The sequence below is a fragment of the Luteibacter sp. NPDC104163 genome, assembly GCF_055584245.1.
The window spans coordinates 24184-48958 of record NZ_JBVJMK010000015.1 but is presented as its reverse complement, the minus strand read 5'-3'; the positions used below and the strand labels follow the sequence as shown (position 1 = coordinate 48958).

The 24775-nt window shown below is 67.1% G+C and carries 15 protein-coding genes; 7 read left to right on the top strand and 8 right to left on the bottom strand.

What is annotated here, in order from left to right:
- Positions 1 to 50: 50 nt before the first annotated feature.
- The 5 genes from ACZ6YI_RS16585 to prmB are packed head-to-tail and all read right to left on the bottom strand — an operon-like array spanning position 51 to position 4446.
- Positions 51 to 344: a hypothetical protein gene (locus tag ACZ6YI_RS16585; protein WP_465779631.1), complete on the bottom strand. Its 294-nt coding sequence runs from the start codon at positions 342 to 344 to the stop codon at positions 51 to 53.
- On the bottom strand, positions 344 to 1372 hold the full coding sequence (locus tag ACZ6YI_RS16580; protein WP_440325186.1) for an aspartate-semialdehyde dehydrogenase: 1029 nt from the start codon (positions 1370 to 1372) through the stop codon (positions 344 to 346). The genes ACZ6YI_RS16585 and ACZ6YI_RS16580 overlap by 1 nt, the downstream gene beginning before the upstream one ends.
- Positions 1373 to 1401: 29 nt before the next feature.
- On the bottom strand, positions 1402 to 2400 hold the full coding sequence (locus ACZ6YI_RS16575; RefSeq protein ID WP_465779630.1) for a 2-hydroxyacid dehydrogenase: 999 nt from the start codon (positions 2398 to 2400) through the stop codon (positions 1402 to 1404).
- 3 nt (positions 2401 to 2403) lie between these two features.
- On the bottom strand, positions 2404 to 3507 hold the full coding sequence (gene aroC, locus ACZ6YI_RS16570) for a chorismate synthase (protein ID WP_465779629.1): 1104 nt from the start codon (positions 3505 to 3507) through the stop codon (positions 2404 to 2406).
- A gap of 18 nt (positions 3508 to 3525) precedes the next feature.
- Positions 3526 to 4446 carry a 50S ribosomal protein L3 N(5)-glutamine methyltransferase gene (gene prmB, locus ACZ6YI_RS16565; RefSeq protein WP_465779628.1) on the bottom strand — a complete coding sequence of 307 codons (921 nt, stop codon included), beginning with the start codon at positions 4444 to 4446 and terminating at the stop codon, positions 3526 to 3528.
- A gap of 227 nt (positions 4447 to 4673) precedes the next feature.
- Here prmB and ACZ6YI_RS16560 point away from each other — a divergent pair, with 227 nt between their 5' ends.
- Positions 4674 to 6170: a tetratricopeptide repeat protein gene (locus ACZ6YI_RS16560; RefSeq protein ID WP_465779627.1), complete on the top strand. Its 1497-nt coding sequence runs from the start codon at positions 4674 to 4676 to the stop codon at positions 6168 to 6170.
- A gap of 96 nt (positions 6171 to 6266) precedes the next feature.
- On the opposite strand, the gene ACZ6YI_RS16555 is transcribed toward ACZ6YI_RS16560, so the two are convergent.
- Together ACZ6YI_RS16555 and hisN are read right to left on the bottom strand one after the other, a co-directional pair.
- Complete coding sequence (locus ACZ6YI_RS16555; protein WP_465779626.1) at positions 6267 to 8387, bottom strand: phosphocholine-specific phospholipase C; 2121 nt, start codon at positions 8385 to 8387, stop codon at positions 6267 to 6269.
- Between the two features lie 4 nt (positions 8388 to 8391).
- A complete protein-coding gene (gene hisN, locus ACZ6YI_RS16550) occupies positions 8392 to 9189 on the bottom strand; it encodes a histidinol-phosphatase (RefSeq protein ID WP_465779625.1) in 798 nt (265 codons plus the stop codon).
- Between the two features lie 176 nt (positions 9190 to 9365).
- On the opposite strand from hisN, the gene ACZ6YI_RS16545 reads away from it, so the two are divergent.
- The 6 genes from ACZ6YI_RS16545 to ACZ6YI_RS16520 all read left to right on the top strand — a co-directional run bounded on the left by ACZ6YI_RS16545 (position 9366) and on the right by ACZ6YI_RS16520 (position 18857).
- Positions 9366 to 10367, top strand: coding sequence for an ABC transporter substrate-binding protein (locus ACZ6YI_RS16545; protein ID WP_465779624.1), 1002 nt, complete (start codon positions 9366 to 9368; stop codon positions 10365 to 10367).
- A gap of 28 nt (positions 10368 to 10395) precedes the next feature.
- Complete coding sequence (locus ACZ6YI_RS16540; protein WP_465779623.1) at positions 10396 to 11397, top strand: ABC transporter ATP-binding protein; 1002 nt, start codon at positions 10396 to 10398, stop codon at positions 11395 to 11397.
- Positions 11394 to 13049, top strand: coding sequence for an ABC transporter permease subunit (locus tag ACZ6YI_RS16535; protein ID WP_465779622.1), 1656 nt, complete (start codon positions 11394 to 11396; stop codon positions 13047 to 13049). The genes ACZ6YI_RS16540 and ACZ6YI_RS16535 overlap by 4 nt, the downstream gene beginning before the upstream one ends.
- Positions 13039 to 13794, top strand: a complete 756-nt coding sequence (locus ACZ6YI_RS16530) for a DeoR/GlpR family DNA-binding transcription regulator (protein WP_465779621.1) — start codon at positions 13039 to 13041, stop codon at positions 13792 to 13794. The genes ACZ6YI_RS16535 and ACZ6YI_RS16530 overlap by 11 nt, the downstream gene beginning before the upstream one ends.
- A 97-nt stretch (positions 13795 to 13891) precedes the next feature.
- Complete coding sequence (locus tag ACZ6YI_RS16525) at positions 13892 to 16903, top strand: TonB-dependent receptor (protein ID WP_465779620.1); 3012 nt, start codon at positions 13892 to 13894, stop codon at positions 16901 to 16903.
- A 10-nt stretch (positions 16904 to 16913) separates the two neighbouring features.
- Positions 16914 to 18857 (top strand): CocE/NonD family hydrolase, encoded by a 1944-nt coding sequence (locus ACZ6YI_RS16520; RefSeq protein WP_465779619.1) that lies wholly within the window; start codon positions 16914 to 16916, stop codon positions 18855 to 18857.
- Positions 18858 to 18965: 108 nt separating this feature from the next.
- Here the strand turns inward: ACZ6YI_RS16520 and ACZ6YI_RS16515 are convergent, their stop codons facing one another.
- Positions 18966 to 24413 (bottom strand): autotransporter outer membrane beta-barrel domain-containing protein, encoded by a 5448-nt coding sequence (locus ACZ6YI_RS16515; RefSeq protein WP_465779618.1) that lies wholly within the window; start codon positions 24411 to 24413, stop codon positions 18966 to 18968.
- Positions 24414 to 24775: the final 362 nt, after the last annotated feature.

Here is a 24775-nt window from a genome sequence, read left to right as displayed (position 1 = left end):
TTCGCGAGGCCCGTACACGCCCCCCTTACATGTTGGCCCTGTACCGAGGTTCAGGGATGCCGCTCGGCTTCCAGCTGCCGTTCGAGCTCCGCGATCTTGCGGTCACGCTCCTCCAGGGCATCCCGGGAGGCCTTCGAATTCGTTTCCAGCGTATCCACCCGCTTCTGCAGGTCCTTCACCTTCTTATCTTCGACCTGGGCCTGCCCGCGCGAAGCATCGAGCTTCGCCCGGGCGGCCGTGGCCTGGCTGCTGGCCGGCGCCGGCTTCGCCGCCTGCCCCGCCGCGGCCGCGATAAGCGGCAGCGCGAAGAGCAGGCAGGCGATGGCGGCGCGGCCGGCCTTCATTACAGGTAATCCCGGACCAGGATTTCCGCGATCTGCACGGCGTTCAGCGCCGCGCCCTTGCGGATATTGTCGGAAACCACCCATAGGTCGAGGCCACGCTCGTGCGAGATGTCCTCGCGGATGCGGCCCACGTAGACCGGATCCTTGCCGGCGGCGTCGCTCACCGGGGTCGGATAACCGCCCGCCTTGCGCTCGTCGACGACGACCACGCCCTCGGCCTGCTCCAGCAGCTCGCGGGCACGCTCGGCCGTGATCTTGTCGCGGGTCTCGATGTGCACGGCCTCGGAGTGGCCGTAGAACACCGGCACGCGGACAGCGGTCGGGTTCACCTGGATCGAAGGATCCTCGAGGATCTTCCGGGTCTCCCAGACCATCTTCATTTCTTCCTTGGTGTAGCCGTTGGCCTGGAAGTCGTCGATGTGCGGGATGACGTTGAACGCGATCTGCTTCGGGAACTTGGCCGACTCCACGTCCTGGAAGTTGAGCATCTGGGCCGTCTGCTTGCCCAGTTCCTCCAGGCCGCTTCGACCCGCGCCCGAGACCGACTGGTAGGTCGCCACGTTGATCCGCTCGATACCCACCTCGCGGTAGATCGGCGCCAGCGCCACCAGCATGCCCATGGTCGAGCAGTTCGGGTTGGCGATGATGCCGCGCACCGTGTAGTCGGCGATGGCGTGCGGGTTCACCTCGGAAACCACCAGGGGAATATCGTCCTGGTAGCGGAACTCGGAGGTGTTATCGATGACCACGGCGCCGGCCGCGGCGGCACGCGGCGCGTGCTCACGGCTGACCGAACCGCCGGCCGAGAAGAACGCGATGTCCACGCCCTCGAAGTCGAATTTGGCCAGGTCTTTGACGACACAAGGTTTTCCTGCGAAATCGACGGTGCCGCCCGCCGAGCGCTCGCTCGCCAGGGGGATCAGTTCGCTCACGGGAAAATCCCGCTCGGCCAGGATCGAAAGTAGGGTTTCACCGACTGCGCCGGTCGCACCCACCATGGCCACCTTGTAACTCGTCTTCTTGCTCATCTTCGCTCTTGTTGGCGTGGGTAGAGGGTCTAGCTGGCGTCAGCCAGCACGCCCGGGTTGAGGATCGTGGGCGGCCGACCGGCGCAGGGACCATGCCCAAACGCAGCCAGTACATTGTCCACAGCCAGCGAAGCCATGTCGCGACGTGTGTCGCGACTTGCGCTCGCGATGTGCGGACTTAGCACCACATTGTCCTGTTCGAGCAGGTCCGGGTGGACCTGCGGTTCGCCCTCGAACACATCGAGGGCGGCCGCGGCGATCTCGCCATCGGCCAGCGCCCGGGCCAGGGCTTCGTCATCGACGATGCCCCCGCGGGCGATGTTGGTGAGGGTGGCCGTCGGCTTCATGGCCTTGAGTTCGGCGGCACCGATGCTGTGCCGGTTCGCCGGGGTGAACGGCAGCACCAGCACCAGGTGGTCGGCCTGCGCGAGCAAGGTGGCCTTGTCCACGTAGGTGGCCCCGCACTCCCTTTCGATCGCCGCGTCGAGCCGCGAGCGGTTGTGGTAGATCACCGGCGAGCGGAAGCCGGCGGCGCGGCGGGCAATGGCCTGGCCGATGCGGCCCATGCCGAGGATGCCGATGGTCTTGCCGTGGATATCGGCGCCGAGCCAGCCTTCGAAGCGCGAACCCTTCCACTGCCCTGCCCGCAACCAGCGCTCCGCTTCGCCTACCCGGCGCGCGGCCGCAAGCATCAGCGCCCAGGCGTAATCAGCCACCGTCTCGTTCAGCACATCAGGCGTGTTCGAAGCGCCGACGCCGGCTTCGGTCAGCGCGGCGAGATCCAGGTTGTTGTAGCCCACGCCCGTGTTGGCGACGAAGCGCAGCTTCGGGGTATGCCGGAGGATATCGGCATCGATCCGGTCGGCCAGGCCGATGATCGCAGCATCGGCGTCCTTCAGGTGGGCCACGAGTTCGACGGGCGTGTAAGCCCGCTCCTCGGCCTCCTGCGTGACCTCGAAATGCTCGCGCAGGCGGTCGACGATATCGGGGAAGAATGGCCTGGAGATCCAGACCCGGGGCTTGCTCATCGGTCACTCCTGCAAGGTGCCGGGGATCCGCGGCGGAACCGGCGCGACATCGCCGCACTGGGCGCGGTGGCGCAGGGCCTGGTCCATCAGCACCAGCGCCAGCATGGCCTCGGCGATGGGCACCGCGCGGATGCCGACACAGGGATCATGCCGCCCCTTCGTGACCACTTCGGTAGCGTTGCCCGCGCGATCCACGCTGCGGCCCGGGACCAGGATGCTGGACGTCGGCTTGAACGCCATGGACACGACGACGGGCTGGCCGGTGGCGATGCCGCCGAGGATGCCGCCCGCGTGGTTGGAAAGAAAACCCTGCGCGGTCATCTCGTCGCGGTGCTGGGTGCCACGCTGGCCGACGGCGTCGAAGCCGTCGCCGATCTCCACGCCCTTCACGGCGTTGATCGACATCATGGCCGCGGCGATCTCGCCATCGAGCTTGCCGTAGATCGGCTCGCCCCAACCAGCCGGAACGCCTTCGGCCACCACGGTCACCTTCGCGCCGACGGAATCGCCGGACTTGCGCAAGGCGTCCATGTAGGCCTCGAGTTCGGGGATCTGATCGGCGAACGGCCAGAAGAACGGGCTGGTCTCGATGGCCGCGGCCTCGAAGCCGCGCGGGACGACCTCGCCGATCTGGCTGACGTGGCCCTGCACCGTGACGCCGTAACGCCCGGCCAGCCACTTCTTGGCGATGACGCCGGCGGCCACGCGCATGGTGGTCTCGCGGGCCGACGAGCGGCCGCCACCGCGCGGGTCGCGGACGCCGTACTTCTGCCAGTAGGTGTAGTCGGCGTGGCCGGGGCGGAAGGTATCGAGGATGTTGCCGTAGTCCTTCGACCGGGCATCGGTATTGCGGATCAGCAGTGCGATCGGCGTGCCCGTGGTCACGCCCTCGTAGACACCCGAGAGGATCTCGATGTCATCCGCCTCGCGGCGCTGCGAGGTGTGCCGGGAGCGGCCGGTCGCGCGGCGCTCCAGGTCGGTACGGAATTCGCTGGCCTCCAGCGGGAGCCCCGGAGGGCACCCATCGACCACGCACCCGATCGCCGGGCCGTGGCTTTCGCCGAAGGTGGTAACGGAGAGGAGCTTGCCGAACGTATTGGAGGACACGGTACTTCCGTCAGGTGTTTAGTTCCGCGCGGCACGCACGGCGGCGATGTCCGCGGCGTGGGCGACCAGGTCGCGGCGCTCGATGGCGAAGATGCCCATCTGGCCGACCTTGAACTCCAGCCACACGAACGGAACGCGCGGCAGGAGGTTGACCAGGGCGTGCTCGCTATCGCCCACCTCGACGATCAGCAGGCCATCTTCGGAGAGGTGGTCGGCGGCTTCATCGAGCATGCGCAGGGTGAGGTCCAGTCCATCATCACCAGATGTCAGGCCAAGGACCGGTTCATGGCTGTATTCGGCCGGCATGGCCGCGTACTCGTCGTTGGTGACGTACGGCGGGTTGGAGACGATGAGGTCGTAGACCTCGTCCTTCACGCCGGAGAACAGGTCGGACTTGATCGCGCGAACGCGCTCTTCGACGTGCTGGTAGACGATGTTCTCGTTGGCCAGGCTGAGGGCGTCGTCGCTGATGTCGACGATGTCGACCTGCCAATACGGGTTGTACTCGGCCATGGCGATGCCGATGCAGCCCGAACCGGTGCACAGGTCGAGCGCGCGCTCGACGTGGCGGTCTTCGAGCCAGGGCTGGAACCCGCCTTCGATGAGCTCGGCGATGGGCGAGCGCGGCACCAGGGCGCGGCGGTCGCTCTTGAACTTGAGGCCGGCGAACCAGGTCTCGCCGACGAGGTAGGCGACGGGGACGCGCTCGGCGATGCGCTTTTCGATCAGCGCAAGGATGGCCTCGCGCTCGGCGGCGACGAGCTTGCCGGCGCCGTAGGCGGGCGGCAGGTCGGGCGGCAGGTGGAGGGCGGCCAGGACCAGGTGGGTGGCCTCGTCGATCGGATTGTCATGGCTGTGGCCAAACGTGAGGCCGGCGGCCGAGAAGCGGCTGGCGCCGTAGCGGATGAAATCGATGATGGAGCTGAGTTCGCTGGTCACGGGCGGGGGCTTTCTTGGGGCTGACAGGGGAGTATAGCCGTCTACGTCCCGGCTCGCCTTGGCCCTCGCGCTGTCTGATCGAGGCCGAAGGCGAGCTCGCCCGCACAAAACCGTGCGTTTTCGAAAAGGGAACGTATGGGCTAGCCGTATTGCAGATGGGCCTGACTGGCCGGCGGGGGTACATTGGTGTTTGCCCTTTTGCCCCGGGCGCATCAAAGGCACCCGCGATGATCGCTCGAACGCGCGTCCTGCTAGCCATGCTCGCCTGCACCGGCGCAGCGCATGCCCAGGAAATGCACGACCACGACCACCCCGTGCCGGAAAAACTCGGCACGGTCTCGTTTCCCATTGCCTGCGCACCGGCCGTGCAGCAGCCGTTCGACCGCGCGGTCGCCCTGCTGCACTCCTTCGCATTCAGCGCCGCCCAGAAAGCCTTCAGGGAGGTCGCCGCGAAGGACCCGAAATGCGCCATGGCCCACTGGGGCATCGCCATGACCGACTTCCATCCGGTCTGGCAGCCTCCCCTGCCCCCAGCAACCTTCGCCGAAGGACAAAAGGAAGCGCAGGAAGCCGCGAAGCTGCAACCCGCGGCCGGGTCCGATCGCGATTACATCCGTGCGCTGGGCCAGCTTTACCGGGCCGACCCCAAGCTTACGAGCGCGCAACGAACCATGGCCTACGAGCAGGCGATGGCGGTGGTGGCAGGCAGCCATCCGGATGACACCGAGGCACAGGTGTTCTACGCCGTGGCCTTGCTGGCCAATGCATCACCCACCGACAAGACGCATGCGCGGCAGAAGCAGGCCGTCGCGATACTCGCGCCCCTGTTCAAGGCGCACCCTGACCACCCCGGCATCGCGCACATCCTCATCCATGCCTGCGATAGCGCCGAACTGGCGAAGCAAGGCCTCGACGCCGCGCGCAAATACGCGAGCATCGCGCCATCCGCCTCGCATGCGTTGCACATGCCTTCGCACATTTTCACCCGGCTGGGTTTGTGGGATGACTCGATCGCATCGAACATCGCCTCGGAAAAGGCGGCGCGCGCGCAGGGTGACCTGATGGGCCAGCTACACGCCATGGATTACCTCGTGTATGCGTACCTGCAGACCGGGCGCGACAAGGAAGCGCGGCAGGTCATCGCCGAGATGAAGAAGCTTCCGCGACTCGACATGACGGATTTCGCCATCGCCTATGCGTCGACGGCCATGCCAGTGCGCGTCGCCGTGGAAGAAGCACGCTGGGACGAAGCCGCCGCGATCACGCCACCGCAGGGCGCACCCGAATCGGTCGTGGCGGTCGCGCTCTGGGCGAAGGGCATCGGGCTTGCGCGGACCGGCCGCCCCGACGAGGCGCGGGCACAAGGTGAGCGCCTCCGTGGCATCGAGGCTCGCCTGCACGTGGCGGGCGACACGTACTGGGCGGAGCAGACCGGAATCCTGGCGACCGAGGTCATGGCCTGGGCGGCGCAGGCAAGCGGTAATCCCGCTGGGGCCGTCGCGTTGCTGAGCGACGCCGCGGAGAAGGAAGACCGGATCGAGAAGCGCCCCGTCACGCCCGGCCCCATCGTGCCGGCGCGCGAGCAGCTCGGTGAGTTGCTGTTCGAACAGCACAAGCCAGGGCCCGCACTGGCGGCGTTCCAGGATGCGCTGGCACAGGCGCCGGGGCGTGCTGGTGCGCTTCGTGGTGCGGCAAAAGCGACCGCCACCAGCGCGTCGCTATAGCCTGCTATTCCTTGTGGGAGCGCGCTTGCGCGCGATGCCGGGTTGCGGCCAGGCCCATCGCGCGCGAGCGCGCTCCCACAACCGGAGGCCGAATCGTCAGCCGCGTGGGCCGGGATCGCTGGTCGCGGGCTTGCCGTCCTCGTGGTGGCCTGCGTAGCGCCGCAGGTAGCGCGGTGCTTCCGGCGTCGTGACGCTTACGTCGTACCAGCCGCCGCTGCCGTTGAGGTCGAGGGCGACCGTTTCGGTGGCGCCCGCATCGATGTTGAGGTGGCGTGATTCGTCGCCGGCGTACGCATTACCCACGCGACACCCCATGCGGGTACCGCCCGTATTCGCCACGACAACCTCGATCCGCCGTTCGCCGGGAACACCGCGCACGTTGACCTCGAGGGTATCGTCAGTGGCACCGCGCAAGGCTGCGTAGAAGCCGTTGGGGCCATGGATGCGGCGATCATACGCATCGCCACGCGCGGCAAGCGGCCAGCCGTCTTCAATCGTATCGCCCGCCGCGGCGGTATAGCGTCGCGGCGGCGCGTCGCGGTCCAGGCCGTCGTACACGAGGAACGCCGCGCCGAGTGAGCCGGAGTTGTTGAAAGCAATGTGGCTTCGCCCATCCGCCAGCCGATGCTGCACGGACCACGCGTATCCGAGCGGCCGTGCAGGGCGCTGGCCTGGTTCCTGTACCGGCATGACCTGCTCGGCGGGGACCGCGATGGGTGCCTTTCCCGTCGAGCCGTTAGGGACGGCGATCGCCGGCACCTTCCCATCGTGTGCGCCCGCGAAATCGAAGCAGCTGGTGAGATCGCCACACACGGCGCGACGCCAGCTGCTGATGTTGGGCTCCTCGACACCGAAGCGCTTCTCGAGGAAGCGCAGTACCGAAGTGTGATCGAAGGTCTCGCTGCATACCCAGCCGCCGCGCGTCCACGGCGAGACCACGATCATCGGCACGCGGTTGCCGAGGCCGACGACCTGCAGTCCCTTCGGGTCGCTGCCGGGAACGATGGGACTCGAAATCCGCGGATGGGCGTCGAGATCCATGATTTCATCGCGCAAGCCGTCGGCGAGCGTCGCGGAGACCACCCCACCCTCGCCATTCGCCAGCGGCGGTGCCGGTGGCACGACGTGGTCGAAAAAGCCGTCGTTCTCGTCATAGTTGAGGAACAGCACGCTGCGGCTCCACACCTTCGCGTTCGCCGTCAGCGCATCGAGCACGGCGCGGATGTAGTACGCGCCGTCGGCGGGAGATGAGGTCGGGTGCTCGCTGTACTTGTACGGCGCGACGATCCAGGTGACCTGCGGCAACCGGTCATGCACGACATCGTTGCGCAGGTCGCGCAGCGTATGCGTGGAGACACCGTTGCGGACGAGCGCGCTATGCGGGTCCGCGCCTTCCTGCACCTGGTAGGCCGCGAAGAACTCGAGCGAGTTATCCGTGTAGTTGTCCGTGGGCGACCCGGGTTCACCGGTGCCACCCTGGTAAACGCGCCAGCTGATGCCCGCTTTCTCCAGGCGTTCCGGATACGTGGTCCAGGTGTAGCCGTTGGTGTTCGCGCGCTCCTCGGTGCCGGGACCATTGCCCTTCACTCCCAGGCGCCCGGCCGGATCCGACGTGCCACTCCAGAGGTAAATGCGGTTGATGGCCGTGTCTGCAAGTGCCGATGCGTGGTACGCGTCGCATACGGTGAACGCATCGGCCAGCGCGTAGTGGAATGCCGCGTCCTCCCGGCGCAGGTAGGCCATGGTGAGCACATCCTGCTTCTGTTCGATCCAGCGATCGTTGCGGCCGAGGTTCCACGCACCATGGCCCGTGCTCCAGCCATGGTCGGTGCCCTCATGGTGGTCACCGCTTGCGCGCGTATCCAGGTGGAACGGATAGACCCAGCCGACATCCGCACCGATACCGCGCGATTTCCAGAACTTCGTATGCGTCGCCGTCGTCGGCTGCTTCCACACGGGATCGCCGTTGCCCAGTTCAAGCACGCGCGGATCGTTGAAGCCGCGCACGCCACGCAGGCAGCCGAAGTAGTGATCGAACGAACGGTTCTCCTGCATCAGGATCACGACGTGGCTGATGTCGTTGATCGTGCCGGTACGCCGGTCGGGTGGCGTCGCCATGGCGCGCGCGATGCTGGCGGGCACGCCCTGCGCGATCAGCGTCGCGGCCGCCGTGGCGGCAGCGCCCTGCAGGAACCGGCGGCGGTCGCTGGAGAACATCAGCCTATCCTTTCAGCGAAGCGATGAGCGCGGCGTGCAGCTCGGGCGTCGCCGCGGCGACCACGCGCCCGCCGCTCTGCAGGCCGAGTGCGCGGCCTTCCCAGTCGGTCATGACGCCGCCCGCCGCCTCGACCACTGGCGCGATCGCGAGGTAGTCATACGGCATGAGGTTGGATTCGATCACGGCATCGATGTGGCCCGATGCCAGCATGCCGTAGCCGTAGCAATCGCCACCGAAGCGGCGTGCATGCGCCGCGCGGCTGGTGCGATCGAAGCTGACCCATTCTTCCGCAGTGAACATGTCGGGGGTCGTCGTGTAGAGCGTCGCATCGGCCAGCAACTGGCAGTCGCTCGTGTGGCAAGGCACGCCGTTCATCGTCGTGCCGACGCCGACATGCCCCACCCAGCGCTCATCCAGCACCGGCATGTCGAGGACACCCAGCACCGGTGATCCGCCGCGCAGCAACGCGATGAGGGTGCCCCACAGCGGCCAGCCCGAGATGAAGCTGCGCGTGCCGTCGATCGGGTCGATCGACCAGACGAACTCCGCGTCGACCCGGCTAGGGCCGTATTCCTCGCCGAGCAGGCCGTGTTCCGGCCACGCCTGTTCGATCCGCTCGCGCAGCATCGCCTCCACGCCGCGATCCACCGCGGTGACCGGGCTCATGTCGCGCTTGAGCGTCACATCGACGGGGCGACGGAAACGCGGCAGAGACAAAGCGCGTGCATTGTTGGCGATGCCCGTGGCAAACGCTTCGAACTCGGCCCGCTCGGCGGCGGACAGCGGTGCATGGACGGTCACTCGAGACTCCAAAAAGACATGCGCGATCTAGCTTTCGCACGTTTCAGGTTAATGACGAAAACGGAAATTTTCCTGTGGACGTCGAGTCCACATGTTTGCAAATATACCCAAAACGCCACACGGGTGGGTGATCTTTTCCACCCCGATGGTCGCGAGATGAACCCCTGGGGCCCTGCATGCGTCCAAGCCGCTACATCGCCAGCGTCGCCGCTTTGCTTGCCGTGTGCGTGTCCGCACGGGCCGGCACGCTGACGGTCTATTCGGCGCTGGAAAGCGACGAGATCGCTACGTACCTGGATGGCGCGAAGAAGGCCCTGCCCGACGTGGACATCCACGTGCTCCGCCTGTCCAGCGGCGACCTGGCGGCGCGCCTGCTCGCCGAGTCCGCGGAACCGCGCAACGACGTGGTCTGGGGCATGGCCGCGACCGACCTGCTGGATCCGCGCATCGCGGCACTCCTGCAACCGGTGCACAGCCCCGCCATCGACGCTTTGCCCGCCCGTTTCCGCGGCAGGGATGGCCGCTGGTTCGCTCCGACCGGTTACATGGCGGCCCTATGCGTGAACCGTGAAGCGCTGGCCGAGCACGGGTTGCCGATGCCGCGCACGTGGCACGACCTCACGTCACCGGCCTATCGCGGGCAGATCGCGATGCCGGACCCCGCGTCCTCGGGTACGGGCTACATGGTGCTCTCGTCGCTCAGCGATGCAGGGCGCGATCCGAACGGCATGCGCCTCGTGACCGATATCGCCGCCAACCTCGGCCAGGTCACCCTCTCCGGTTCCGCGCCTTGCAAGCTCGCGCGGATCGGCGAGTTCCCGATCGGCGTGTCGTTCGCGTTTTCCGCCATGCAGTCGATCCGACAGGGCTACCCGGTGACGATGGTGCTGCCCAGCGATGGCACCGGTTACGAGCTGGAAGGCTCCGGTCTTATGAAGGCCGCGGCAAACACGCGCGATGCACAGCGTTTCCTCGACTGGACCGCCTCACCCGCCGCCGCCGCGCTGTACCGCGGTTACAAGGAAATCGTCGCGGCGCCGGGAAGCAAGCCGACGGAAGAACAACAACGCGCGGGGCTGCCGGCCGATGTGGTCGCCACCCTGCCCGCGCGGGATTTCGACGCCGCGGCGCGCGAGCGCGCGGCACTCATTGCACGTTTCAAGCAACTGACGCGCTGACGCGCCGGCTGCGGGGGAGTTTCGGTTCATGCATCTGCGCCTCGAAGAAATCAGCAAGGCCTGGGGCGGCCACACGGTCCTCGACCGCGTGTCGTTCAGCGCGGGCGCGAGCGATTTCGTCTGCCTGCTCGGCCCCAGCGGCTGCGGCAAGACCACGCTGCTGCGCATCGTGGCGGGCCTGACCGAGCCCGACGCGGGCCGGGTCGAACTGGCAGGCAGGGACATTACCCATGTGCCCGCGCGCGAGCGCGGCATGGGCATCGTGTTCCAGTCGTACTCGCTCTTTCCCGACCTGACCGCCGCCGCCAACGTCGGCTACCCGATGCGGCTGCGCGGGATCCCGGCCAGCACCATCGCCACGCGCAGCACCGAGCTGCTGGCGAAGGTGGGCCTGGGTGGCTTCGGCGGCCGCTTCCCCGATGAACTGTCGGGCGGCCAGCAGCAACGCGTCGCGCTGGCTCGCGCGCTCGCGGCGGAACCGGCACTGCTCCTGCTCGATGAACCGCTCTCCGCGCTCGACCCGGCCATCCGTGCACAGCTGCGCGGCGAGATCCGTTCGCTGCAGCGCTCGCTCGGCATCCCGACGATCATGGTCACCCACGACCAGGACGAAGCCCTGGCCCTGGCCGACACCATCGTCTGCATGAAAGCCGGCCGGATCGAACAGATCGGTTCGCCGCGTGACCTTTACGAACGCCCATCGTCGCGCTTCGTCGCCGACTTCATCGGGCACGCCAACCTGTTGCCCACCGCCTTCGTGCGCGAGGTGATGCCGGGCTTCCTCGAACGGCGCCCGCCGGGCGCGGATGCCACCTGGGAGCTGTGCCTGCGGCCGGAAGACATCGTGCTGGAAGCCGACCCGCGTGGCGACGCCGTCGTTTCCGATGTCACCTACCTTGGCAACCTTGCACGCGCCGGCCTTGCATGGCGTGGCCAGCGCCTTGTCGCTGAACTGCACGGACGCAACACGCTCACCCCGGGTGAAGCCGTGGCCGTCGATGCGATCCGCGGCGCGTGGGTGTGCACGTGAACGCCGTCGCCGCGCCCAACGCGCCCGCACGCACGAGCCACCTGGCCTGGTTGCTGCTGGCGGTGCCGTGCGCCGGCCTGCTCGTGTTCTTCCTGTATCCGCTGCTCAGCGTGGCCTGGCGCAGCGTGACCGACGCTGGTGGCGCGTTCACCCTGGCCAATTACGCTCGCCTGCTCGATGACCCGGGCCTGCCGCGCGCCGCCCTGCACAGCGTGGAAACCGGCCTGGTGACGACGCTGGCCACGGTAGCGTTCGGCCTGGGTATCGCGATGGCGTTGCACCGCTCGCGCCTGCCGGGCAAGGCGCTGATCCGGGCGACGCTGCTCCTGCCGATGCTCGCGCCCTCACTGGTGCTCGGCCTCGGCCTGGTGCTGCTGCTCGGCCGGAACGGCCTCGTGCACCGGCTCACCGGCCTGCCGACCGATATCTACGGCTTCCCGGGCCTGGTCATCGCCAATACGTTGTACGGCCTGCCCCAGGTCGTGCTGATCGTCTCCGCCGCGCTCGCGCGTACCCCAGCGCGCCATTACGACGCGGCCGCATCCATGGGTGCCACGCCGTGGCGCCAGTTCGTCGATATCACGCTGCCGCGCCTGCGCTTCGCCCTGCTCGCGGCCGCCTTCCTCGTCTTCACCGAAACGCTCACCGACTTCGGCAGCGCCGTGATCGTCGGTGGCAATTACCGCGTCCTCGCGATGGAGATCTACAGCGAGGTGGTGGGCCAGCTCGACTTCGCCATGGGCGCGACGCTCGGCATGGTACTGCTGCTCCCGGCGCTACTCTCGGTGTGGCTGGGCCGCCTGGCGAAGCGCCGGCAGGACAGTGGTGACGGCGCGCCTGGTCGCGCGCTCATGCCGGCGCGGCATGCCGGGCGTGATGGTTTCCTCGCCGTCGTCTCGCTCGCCGCGCTGCTGCCGATCGTCGCCGTCGTCGCCACGGTGGCCTATGTGTCCTTCGTGAAACTGTGGCCGTACCAGCAGTCGCTCACGCTGGCGAACTACACCGGCATGAGTGGGGGCTTCGGTCCCGTGTGGACCTCGCTGGCCATGTCGTTCATCGCGGCGGTCGCAGGGTGCGTGCTGGTCTTCGCGTTGTGCGCGGGCCTGCGCAAGGCACCGCCGGTGCTCGCGCGTCCGCTGCAGTTCATCGCCTCGCTGCCTGCCGCGGTGCCGGGCATGGTCGTCGGCCTGGGCTATGTCATGGCGTTCAACCATGGCCCCCTGTCGGGCTGGCTGCACGGCAGCCTCATCATCATCGCCGCGTGCAGCCTCTACCACTACCACGCGCAGGCGTTCCTCACGATGCAGACCGGCATGCGCCAGGTGCCCGATGCCCTTGAGGACGCCGTGGCGGCGTTTGGCGGCGGCACGCGCGAGGTACTGCGCGATGCGGTGCTCCCGTTCACCGCGCCCGCCGCGATCTCCACTTTCTTCTACCTGTTCATGCGCTCGATGGTGACGCTGTCCGGCGTCATCTTCCTCGTCACCGCCGACGTGGGCCTCGCCTCGGTCAGCGTGATGCGCCTGGATGAAAACGGCTTCCTGGCCCAGGCCGCCGCGTACGCCATGTGCGTCGTGGTGGCGGGTGCCCTCGCACTCGGCGCCATGCGCCTGCTCTTGCACACACTCAAGGAACGACGCCATGTGGCATGAAGAACGACACACCCGCATCCGTGACCTGCTCCGCACCAGCGGCCAGGTCTCCGTGGAGCGGATCGTCACCGAGCTCGGCGTCTCGCGCGAAACCATCCGCCGCGACCTGGTCGAGCTGGCGGAGCGTGGCGAGATCCGCCGCGTGCACGGTGGCGCGGTGCTGACCTCCGATGAGCCGCCGATCGACGTACGCCACGCCACGCGGGTGCGCGAGAAGCGCGCCATCGCGAAAGTCGTGGCGACCCTGGTCGAGAGCGGCCAGACGATCTTCATGGATGCGGGCAGCACCATGAACGTGGTGGCGGAGGCCCTGGCGACGCGCAGCGGCCTCACCATCATCACCAACGCCGTGGACGTGGCCTCGCGCTTCGCCGCGCGCGACGGCAACACCGTGCACCTGCTGGGCGGCAGATTCGACGCCCAGATCGGTTGCACGAACGGCGCGACCACCGTGTCGGAGATCCATCGCTACCAGGCCCACCTCGCCATCCTCTCGCCGGTGGGCGTGGATGCGAACGCGGGCGCCAGCAGCTTCGAACTGGAGGAAGTGGAAGTCGCGCGTGCGATGTGCGCCAACGCACGCCGCGTGATCCTGGCCGCCGACCATTCGAAGGTCGGCGTCCGCAGCCGCGCCAGCTGGTGCGAACCCGAGCGGATCGATGTGCTCGTTACCGACCGCAAATCCGAGAAATCCCGCGCGTTCGCCGCCGTCCGCAAGGCGGTGCGCGAGGTCGCGCTCGCCTGATCCATTCACAACATCGCGCCAGGAAGGCCGCTTCACGCCTGTTATTTCAATCGATCGAATCCTCACTGTCACAGACCCAGCCTTTCCGGAGCACCCCATGAGTTCCCTTCCCGCACTACGCCGTACCTTGCTGTGCGCAGCGGTTGCCGCGACGTTCAGTGGCCTCGCCTATGGCCAGGCCACCACGGGCCGTATCACCGGCACCGCGCCCGCCACCGCTGGTGAAACCGTCCTGATCGAAGGCAGCAACGGCCTCACCCGCGAAGTCGCCGTCGACGAACGCGGCCGCTACACGGCCGAATCCCTGCCGCTGGCGACGTACAAAGTCACTCTCCGCGCGAACGGCCAGCCCGTGGATTCGCGCGAAAACGTCACCCTGCGCGTCGGCGCGGCCACCGATGTCTCGTTCACGGCCGCCTCGTCGTCCAGCGCGCAGGACCTCAGCGCCGTGACCGTCTCGGCCAGCGCGCTGCCGAAGATCGACGTCGCGACCGTCGCCTCGAGCACGGTCATTACCTCGGCCGACCTGGCCCGCCTGCCGCTGCAGCGCTCCGCCGAAGCGGTCGCCCTGCTCGCCCCGGGCGCATCGCCGGGCTACACCGGCTTCAAGGGTGCCTTCGGTGGCAGCACGGTGAGCTTCGCCGGCTCGTCGGTGACCGAGAACGCTTACTACATCAACGGCATGAACACGACCGATCCGCTCAGCGGCTTCGGTGGCGTGACCCTGCCTTACGGTGCGATCGACCAGCAGGAAATCCTGAGCGGCGGCTACTCGGCGATGTACGGCCGTTCGGATGGCGGCGTGATCAGCCAGGTCGGCAAGCGTGGCACCAACGAATGGCACTTCGGTGCGCAGGTGCTGTGGGAGCCGGACTTCGCGCGCGCCAGCGCCCGCAACATCACGTACGGCCACGACAACCCGGCGCCCCCGGGCACGATCAACCAGCGCAACGACCGTAACCACGAGTGGACCTCGACGATCAGCGCCTACGCCGGTGGCCCGCTGATCAAGGACAAGCTCTACGCCTTCGCCGCGGTGGAAATGGAGCGCAGCCAGGGCAACAGCGTCGGCGACGTGAACCACGCGTACGACACCAAGTACACGTACAAGGATCCGAAGTGGTACGGCAAGATCGACTGGAACATCAATGACAACAACATCCTCGAACTGACCGGCGTCAACCAGACCCACCGTTCCAACGGCAACAAGTACAATTACGACTACGACACCAACACCGTCGGCGACTACGCGAGCGAAGACTCGACGTACAAGACCAAGGCCATGGTGTACGTGGCGAAGTACACGAGCTACATCACCGACGACCTGACGCTCACCGCCCTGTACGGCAAGTCGAAGCTCACGTACTACAACGAGCCGCCGGATACCGGCATCGTGGGCCCGTTCATCGGCAACGTCAGCGGCCAGAACCCGGCACTGAACGGCGGGACGCCGATCACCAACGGCCAGACCCTGGATACCGTGGACAACCCGGACCACGAGTCGACCAACCGCAACCTGCGCGTCGACCTGAACTACAGGATCGGCACCCACTCGATCACCGCGGGTATCGACAACCAGGATTCGCACGATATCGATGACGGCACCACGATCGGTGGCGTCGGCTACGAGCTGTGGTACGCGAAGCAGGACCCGAACCTCAACATCAGCGACAGCCCCTTCGTCGGCAAGCCGGGCGATTACCCGGGCGGCCAGACCGGCTACTTCGGCTACTACCGCCACTACAACACGCTCGCCTCGGTGCGCGTGAAGCAGCGCGCGCAATACATCATGGATGACTGGCAGGTCACCGACCGCCTGATGCTCTCGCTCGGCATCCGCAACGACCAGTTCACCAACTACAACCCCGCCGGCCAGCCGTACCTCAAGCTGACCAAGCCGCAGTGGGCGCCGCGCCTCGGCTTCAGCTGGGACGTGAACGGCGATTCCACCATGAAGGTGTACGGCAACGCGGGCCGCTACTTCCTCGCCATGCCGGCCTCCGTGGCGCTGCGCACCTCCGCCGGCTCGCTCGCCACCAACCAGTACTTCACGTATACCGGCATCGATGCCAGCGGCCTGCCGACCGGCGTGACGTTCATCCAGTCGGCCACCGGTGGCGCCGTTTCCCCGAACGGCGAATACGGCCAGCCGCCCGATCCCAAGACCGTCAGCTCGAAGAACATCAAGTCGGAATACCAGGACGAGTTCATCCTGGGTGCGGACAAGCAGATCAATGCCGACTGGGTCGCGGGTGCCAAGGCGACGGTGCGCAAGCTGCGCAACGCGCTGGACGACGTCTGCGATAACGGCGCGATCAGCCGCGCAGCGATCGCCCAGGGTGCGGATATCGACGCGGTGACCGTCGGCAGCTGCTACCTCTCGAACCCGGGCCGCGCGAACGTGTATTCGCTGGTGAACGCGAACGGTGGTTACACCGACGTGACCGTGACCAACGCCGACTTCGGCTTCCCGCACCTCAAGCGCAACTACTACGGCCTCGACCTGTACCTGTCGCATCCGTTCGATGGCGTGTGGTCGGGCAAGATCGATTACCTGTGGTCGCACAGCTACGGCAACACCGAAGGCCAGGTGCGTTCGGACGTCGGCCAGGGCTCGGTCGCCGCTTCGCGTGACTGGGATTACGCCACGCTGATGAACTACGCGAATGGCGACCTGGGCAACGACCGCAAGCACCAGCTGAAGATCTACGGCTCCTACCAGATCGCACCGGAATGGCTGGTCTCGGCCAACATCCTGATCCAGTCGGGCCTGCCGAAGTCGTGCCTGGGCCGCTATGGCGCGAACGAGGGTGATCCGTCGGGCTACGGCAGCTACTACCACTTCTGCTTCGGCGTACCTTCGGCCTATGGCGCCAAGGGTCGCGAGCCTTGGGAAGAGCTGGTCGACGTGAGCACCGAGTATCGTCCGCTCTGGGCCGACAAGAAGCTGGCCTTCACCGTGTCGGTGTTCAACATCCTCAACCAGCAGCGCTCGCAGCGGACCAACCCGGTCTCCGGCAGCACGAACTCGGTGAACGATGGCTACCAGCAGGTGATCAGCTACACCCAGCCGCGTTACGCCCGCTTCGGCATCACGTACGACTTCTGACGGAACCACCATGCATCCACTCCTGCGACTGGGTATCGTCGCGCTTGCCGCCGGGGTCCTCGCGACCCCGGCGGTCGGTGGCGAAAAGACCTATAAAGAGCTGCCCACGGAGATCCCGGCGCACTTCACGCCGGCCAACCCGGGCTTCACCTTCGAACGGCGCACGGTGGATATCCCGATGCGCGACGGCGTGAAGCTGCACACGGTGATCCTGGTGCCGAAGGGCGCCACGCACACCGGCATGCTGCTGACCCGCACGCCTTACGGTGCCGACGGCATGGGCCATCGCTCCGATAGCCCCAACCTCGGCCCGACCCTGCGCGGTTACGACAACCCCGCCGACATCATCGTCCAGGATGGCTATATCCGCGTCATCCAGGACATCCGCGGCAAGAACGGTTCCGAAGGCGACTTCGTGATGAACCGGCCGCCGATCGGCCATGGCAACCCCACGGCGATCGATGAATCCTCCGATATCTACGACACGATCGACTGGCTCGTGCAGCACGTGCCGGAATCGAACGGCAAGGTCGGCATCATCGGCATTTCCTACGATGGCTTCGAGGCAATGATCGCCACGATCCATCCGCATCCCGCGCTCAAGGTGGCCGTGCCGATCAACCCAATGATCGATGGCTGGATGGGCGACGACTGGTTCCACCGGGGAGCCTTCCGCCAGCAGATGATTCCGTACATCTACGGCATGGTGAACTCCCGCAAGAGCAACATCGGCTGGACCACCGGCTACCGCGACGATTACGACCTCTACCTGCAGGGCGGCTCGGCCGGCGATATCGGCCGCGCCTACGGCATGGAGGCGCTTGGCTTCTGGCAGAAGCTGCTGGCCCACCCGGCCTACGACAGCTTCTGGTCGGAACAGGCGCTGGACCGGATCGCGGCGAAAGAGCCGATGACCGTGCCGACGATGCTCGTGCACAGCCTGTGGGACCAGGAAGACAACTACGGCGACATGGCGGTGTACCGCGCGCTCGCCCCGCGTGACCCGAACCACGAGAAGCTATGGCTGGTGCTCGGCCCGTGGCGCCATGCGAAGACCTGGGAAAACGCCAGCACCATCGGCGCGATCGAACTGGGCAGCGATACTGGCAAGACCTTCCGCCAGACCATGCTGCGGCCGTTCCTCGCGCAATACCTGAAGGATGGCGCGCCGAAGGCGAACGTCGCCCCGGTGAACGCCTTCGTGACCGGCGAGAACGCGTGGCGCCAGCTGGATACGTGGCCCTCCGCGTGCCGCGGCGGCTGTGCGCCGAGCATGCAGCGTTGGTACGTCGAAGCGAAGGGTGGCTTCGCTACGACGGCGCCTGCCGCCGGCGACGACACGTATGTGTCGGATCCCGCCAAGCCGGTGCCCTATCGCGTGCGCCCGATCCAGTCGTGGTCGCATGGCGTCGCCGATCGCGAGGATTCGTGGCCGGAATGGCTGGTCGACGACCAGCGCCAGTTCGCTACGCGCACCGACGTGCTGACCTATGTATCGCCCGTGCTGGAGCAGCCGATGGGCGTCTCCGGTGAGCCGCTGGTCCACCTGCTCGCATCGACCAGTGGCACCGACAGCGACTGGGTGGTGAAGCTGATTGATGTGTACCCGGACGAAGTGGAAGAGAAGCCGTCGATGGGCGGCTACCAGCTGCCGGTCGCGATGGAGATCTTCCGCGGCCGTTATCGCGAGGGCTACGACAAGCCCAAGGCGCTGGAAGCGAACAAGGCCCTGCCTTACAGCTTCCCGCTGCCCACGGTGAACCACGTGTTCCAGCCCGGCCACCGTGTGATGGTCCAGATCCAGTCCAGCTGGTTCCCACTGTACGACCGCAACCCGCAGACCTTCGTGCCGAACATCTTCAACGCGAAGCCGGTCGATTACGTGAAGGCGACGCAGACGATCGTGCGGGACGGCGAGAACGGGACGTACGTCGAACTGCCCGTGGTTCACTGACCTGCCCGGGACCTTGTGGGAGCGCGCTTGCGCGCGATGGGTGCTTGCCACGAGCACCCATCGCGCGCAAGCGCGCTCCCACAGCCCCTCCCACAGTTACATCGGGCGTCAGAAATCCCAGCGGACGCCGAGGTTCGCCGACCAGCCACGCGCGCCCGCATCTCCGATCTTGTTCTGCCAGTCGGCCTCGCCGTATACGGACACGTGGTTGCGCCACGCCCACGTGCCGCCCAGGCCCACTTCCATCATCTGGCCGAACTTGCCGCCGGTGAACTGCTGGGTGACGTCGAAACCTTCCGCGCCGACATCCACCTTCGGCGAGCCGCCCCAGCCCTTGATGTAGTTCGCCCGGGCATACGGCGTGAACCGGCTGCCGGCTGCGGTCGTCCAGGTGCGGTCGAGGCGTAGCCCCGCGCGGCCGATCGTCTGGTCAAGCGATTCGTAGTGCGTGGCGATGCCATCGACATCGACCTGATCGCGCAGGCCCACGTGCTGGCGGGTGAGCTGGAGCTGCGGCTCAAGTTCCCATCCGCCCTCGAACCGGAACGGATAGCCCGCTTCCACCGAACCTTCCCACCCACTGCCGTGGATCCGCGCCGTGCCTTTCGTGCGGCCGGTATCCACATCGCCCACGTGGCGATCGCCCTGCGCGATGGCGTCGATGTAGAAGCCGTTCTGCTGCTGCCAGGTGACGAACATGGCGACGGTGTTCGTATCGAACTTCGCATGGCTGTAGCCATCGGGCGCTTTCGGGTCGAGCCGCGTGGTGCCATGCGTGTACGCCACGCCGGCGCGCAGGCTCGAGCGATCCATGTCCAGCGCAAAGATATTCGCACCAACCTGCACGGCGCGGGTGTCGACATCGTAATCGGCGCCGAACTCGCTGAAGGAACGGTTGGTCGACACCTTGTAATCGCCACCGAAGGTGCGAACGAAGGTCTCCCCGCCCAGGCCTTCGCCGAGGTCATCCATGTTGCGCGTCTCGCCGAGCCGGCGGTGCAGGTTGTCGACCGAACGGTAGCCATACAGCGCGAGCGCCGACGGGGCCGCGATATAACCCTGTACCTGTGGTGCGAGCGCCGGCCGCGTTTCAACCGCCGCTGGCTGCGAGGGAATGCCCGTGCCGCTGCCCGCTGGAACGGGCGGCGTATACGGCGTCCCTGCGGGTGGCGTCGGTGCCGGCGTATCCGTGGTGGGCGCTGGGCACGGGCCGTTGCATACCAGCACGTTCGCGAGGCGATAGTCCCAGAATGTGTTCCCGCTGGTCGCACCCCCGACGACGCGTTGCGCCGCGTCGCTCGAGCCGGGCTGGAAAGCGTACAAGCCGTACTGGTACGGACCGTAGGCAAGGTAGCCGCCCTTGAGCCGGAACGCGCCGCCGTCCGAGGCGCCGGCGACCTGGACGAGGCTGATGCCTTCCCCGGCCTCGACGAGGCCATCGCGATTCAGGTCGGTCAGCGCGCCCTTGCCCACCGTGGTGGGTGCCACGTCGAGCACGGTCTCCCCATTGGCATCGCCCTGCACGAGCAAGCGGTCGGTCGATTGCGCGGCCAGCGGGCCGCCTGCATCCAAGGTACTGGCGAGTTTCACGCGGCCCGCGTTGCCGGTGTAGTTGCCGTCCACGGTGAGGGTGTTGCCCGGTGAGCCCGCGCCATTGGTCAGGTCGATGGTGCCGCTGTTGCTGACGTTTGCCGTGCCCGGCGTGGCCGCCGAGATGACCGGGTGCACGCCATTCCCGGCGTACAGCGTCGAGGTGGGATCGATGTTGACGTCGCTGCCGGCGAGGACCAGGTTATCGCTGAGCTCGAACGCCGCGCCGCGCGCCAGGTTGAACGTATTCCAGCCGGCGATGCGAATGCCCTTCCCAAGGTCATCGGCGTCGAACGTACCGCCGCGCGCCTGGGTGCCGTCGAACGTCAGTACGTTGCCGCCACCGTTGCCGGCCAGCAGGTGGTAGGTCGAGGACGTATCGACGTTGCCGAGCGTCGCCTGGTTACCTGCACCGCTGCCCATCGTCAGGCCGCCGGCGAGCGTGCCACCGCTCCACTGGAACGTGTCGCTACCCTCCCCGGTCAGGATCTCGCCGGTAACGGCGCCGCTGCCGAGGCTGACCGTGTCATTCCCCGCACTGCCACGCACGGCAAGCGCCGAAGGCGAAGCGGCGGTGACGATACCCGTGTTGGTGAAAGCGGTGCCGTTGCCGTTGGCGAGCTCCACCACGGGGGCAGTCGTGCTCGCCGAGGTGAGCGTGCCCGCGTTGGTGACGGACGACGCCGTGCCCGCTACCAGCGCCGAGCCGCCGGCGGCATCGAGAATATTCACCGTGGCCGCGCTCTCGACCGCGCCGTCCGTCAGTGCCTGGATGCCGGTGCTTCCCGCGCCCCGGCCGTTGATGGTGAAACCGCTTCCCACGGCGAGATCGCCGGTGGTCGCGCTGCCGTCGGCACGACGGAACGCATAGCCGGTACCACTGCCATCGACATCGAGCGTGGCCGACGACGCGGGGTCGATCGCCACCGCCGTACGGAGACCGGCACCGTTATTCGTTCGCAACACCGCCTGGTCGAGGGTGATCGCACTCGTGTCGGCGGCGTTCTCGATCGCATTGCCCGTGCCCAACGCGGCGATGGTCGTCCCGCGCGCGATCAGTGACGTCGCGCCGGCGTCGAGCAGCACGCCATGCGCGCTGCCGTTCGTCGTGATCGCCGAATCGCCGCTACCCAGTTGCAGGCCGGCACCGGAAAGCAACTGCACGCCCGCGATGCCATCGTCGACGGCGATGGTTCCGGCAGGATTGAGGCGCTGCGTCCCCGCGCCCTCTACACGGACGCCGGTGCCATTCCCCACATGGATGCTTCCCGTATTGGCGAGCGTGCCATCGCTACGCAGGATGGCGCCGGTCGCGCGCGGCCCGCTGAGATCGACGCTACCGCTGTTACTCGCCGTGGCACCGGATTCCACGACGAGACCGGTCGTATCGGCTCCGGTGAAGGCCAGCGCGCCGGCGTTCGTGAGCTGGGCCCGGTTGCGGGCCAGAAGGCCGGTCACGCCGTTCGCCGCGGACGCGATGTTCGCGTTGCTGGTCAGGCTCGTCGTGGCGAGGGGGGTATTGACGCTCGCACCGGTGAGGTCATGTTTCTGGCCGTCCGACACGCCGCCGATTGCGCCGTCACCCGTGAGCGTCATCGTCGTTGCCGCATCGATCGTCGCCGTGGCGCCACCCTCGGCGACGACACCCTGTGCGCCCGCGCCGGTGACGGCGATGCGCGCATTCTTCGTATCGAGCACGGAGCCCGTGCCGGAACCGAGGATGCCCACGGCCTGCGGACCCGAGACCGTGGCCGCGAGACCCGTGCCATCAAAGTCCGCGCCACTGTCCAGCCGGAACAACGTGGAGCGCTGGGTCGACACGTCGAGGTTCGATCCGCTGGCTACGTTGATGTGCGCGTTGTTGCCGTACGCGAAGAACCCGATCTGGTCCGTGCCGTTCGCGAACGTCGGCGCGGCGCCGGCCGCGACGTTGACGGTGGCGCGGCCGCGCGCATGGATGCCGATCGCGCCCGTGCCGGTGAGGTTCACCGCACCCTGCACGTCGCCCGTCGCCGTGCCCGTACCCTGCCCTTCGGTCCACACGCCGTAGTTGCGCGTGCCGCTCGACGGATCCGCGGCGCCCGAGACGTTGATCACACCCGTGCTGTGCACCAGCGAAGCGGTGCCACCCGTCGAAAGCGCCTTGATGCCGATGCCGTTGACCCCGGCCACGTTGATGGTGCCCGTATTGCGGATGCCCGGCCCCGTGCTTCCCGCATTCACCACGGAGATGCCGAAGGTGTCGCGCGGCACGGCGGAGGCGCGCCCGTTCACGTTGATGGTGCCCGCGTTGTTCACGTTGGCACCCGCGCCCGTCACCAGGATGCCCGCCGCGTTCTGCGTGAGCGAGCCCAGGGTGATCGTGCCCGCGTTGGTGACCGTGCCACCGGTCGCGACATTGATGCCTGTGCTCAGCGAGGCCTGGTTCAACGCCACGTCCGCCGGCTGGTCCGCCGTGCTGGCCTGCGCGCCGCGGCCGAGGTAGATCAGGCCGGTAGCTCCGTTGGTGAAGGTCGACGTCGGCGTATTGATGTAGACACCGTTGATCGAGCCGTTCGACTTCGAGCCGGTGACGGCCAGGTTGATCGTGCCGTTGTTGGTGGCCGTCGACGTGGGCCCGAGCCGGATCGCGTTGGTCGGGCCAGCCCCATTCACCGTACCCAGTGCCGCGTTGATGATGCCTGCACTGTTGTTCGTGAACGTGCTGCCATCGCTGGCATCGACGATGTTCATGCCATACGTCGTAGGCTGGGTCGGCGATCCGCCGAAGAAGCCGCCGTTGATCACGCCGGAGCTGCTGCCGCGCGCGCCGATCAGTTCGACCGCCGTCCGGTCGCCGCTGTTGCCCGCGGTGGCGATCGTGCCGCGCACCCGCACCACGGCGCCACGCGTCGCGCGAATCAGTCCGCCGTTGGTATTCACCCCTTCCAGCGTGGACCCCGCCGCGACGACGCCGCGCGCGTTCGGGCCATCGAGGCCCATGACGACGCGTTGGCCCACTGGCTGGAAGCCATCCTGCTGGTCATCCGCGGTGATGCCGTAGGTGATGCTCTGGTTGCTGTACGTATAGGCCTGGTTGAACAGGTTGGTGTACTGCGTGTAGTCGATCGAGCCCTTCTGGATCTCCGCGATGAGGAACGCGTTGTAATCCCTGAGCTGGGCCGCGTTCGTCACCGTATGCGAGGTGGTGACGCCGTTGCGGTCGGTGACGTTGAACGTACCGCCATACTGCGAGATGTAGCCAACCGCGTAACCCTGCGTGGTCGCCGGATTCTGGTCGCCCACGAAGGTGAAGCGATTGTTCGAGTTCCAGTTGATCGTGCTCGCCGCCGTACCGGTGCCGTCGGCGGCGAACAAGGTGCTCTGCTTCGCGGCAAGGGTCACGCCGTTGTTCGCGCTATTGCTGGCCGCACCGGCATCACCGAGCGCGACGTTGAGCGTCCCGCCGCCGCTGCCTACCTGGCCGACGCGCATGTCGATGTACTGGTTATCGCCGACGTTGACGATATCCGGCACCTGCGTCTGGTACGTCACCGGCGCGAGATCGTTGAAATTCGTCGAGTTGTACACGGAGACCACGCGGTTGGTCCCCGTGATCGGGTCGCGCACCGTGATGCCCTGGTTTTGCGGGCCCGGGTTGAGGCGCGGCTTGCCGATCCATTGCTCCGATCCGTTCTGGATGCGGCCCTTGTCGTACAGAGCCTGGAGCGTGGTCGGCTGGTTACCGGTGAGGCCCTGTTCGAACTGGCCCGCATTGCCCACGAGGTTCACCGTGGTGCCGGTGGGGACGACGGTGACACCCACTTCGCCGTCGTTGTCGCGCGGGTTGTAGTTGGGGACGGTCGTGGTCTGTGCATGCACGCCTGGTACGGAAGCAGCGAGCGATGCGGCGATGGCGAGGAACAGCACCGCGCGGCGGCGGGCGCCTGGAGCCGGGCGGGAGGCAGGCGTGGAACAGGTCTTCATGTTGTAGGGTTTCCCGTTTAAGCCGCCGTCCGGAGCGGCTTTGACGCACGGGCACGCACAAGCCCGGATGAGCGAGCCCCCTCACTCCACCCCACCCGATGCCCATGGCTACCGTGCAGAGCAGCGGCCAGCAACAAAGGGTTGCAAAAACCGCCTCCGAATACGTGTATACGGATTCGGCAATGAAGGATTTGTCGAAAGTGACGGATTCGCTACATCCAGTCGCGTTGTGGGAGCGGGGGGGGGGGGGGGGGGGGGGTGTGGGGCCCCCCCACCCCCCCCCCCCCCCCCCCCCCCCGGGGGGGGGGGGGGCGGGGGGTTGGTTTGACCACCCCCCCCCACGCAGGGAAACCCCCCCCCCC

Coding starts and splice junctions, on each gene's coding strand:
- ACZ6YI_RS16585 (WP_465779631.1), bottom strand. CDS start 344: ATGAAGGCCGGCCGCGCCGCCATCGCCTGCCTGCTCTTCGCGCTGCCG.
- ACZ6YI_RS16580 (WP_440325186.1), bottom strand. CDS start 1,372: ATGAGCAAGAAGACGAGTTACAAGGTGGCCATGGTGGGTGCGACCGGC.
- ACZ6YI_RS16575 (WP_465779630.1), bottom strand. CDS start 2,400: ATGAGCAAGCCCCGGGTCTGGATCTCCAGGCCATTCTTCCCCGATATC.
- ACZ6YI_RS16560 (WP_465779627.1), top strand. CDS start 4,674: ATGATCGCTCGAACGCGCGTCCTGCTAGCCATGCTCGCCTGCACCGGC.
- ACZ6YI_RS16555 (WP_465779626.1), bottom strand. CDS start 8,387: ATGTTCTCCAGCGACCGCCGCCGGTTCCTGCAGGGCGCTGCCGCCACG.
- ACZ6YI_RS16545 (WP_465779624.1), top strand. CDS start 9,366: ATGCGTCCAAGCCGCTACATCGCCAGCGTCGCCGCTTTGCTTGCCGTG.
- ACZ6YI_RS16540 (WP_465779623.1), top strand. CDS start 10,396: ATGCATCTGCGCCTCGAAGAAATCAGCAAGGCCTGGGGCGGCCACACG.
- ACZ6YI_RS16530 (WP_465779621.1), top strand. CDS start 13,039: ATGTGGCATGAAGAACGACACACCCGCATCCGTGACCTGCTCCGCACC.
- ACZ6YI_RS16525 (WP_465779620.1), top strand. CDS start 13,892: ATGAGTTCCCTTCCCGCACTACGCCGTACCTTGCTGTGCGCAGCGGTT.
- ACZ6YI_RS16520 (WP_465779619.1), top strand. CDS start 16,914: ATGCATCCACTCCTGCGACTGGGTATCGTCGCGCTTGCCGCCGGGGTC.
- ACZ6YI_RS16515 (WP_465779618.1), bottom strand. CDS start 24,413: ATGAAGACCTGTTCCACGCCTGCCTCCCGCCCGGCTCCAGGCGCCCGC.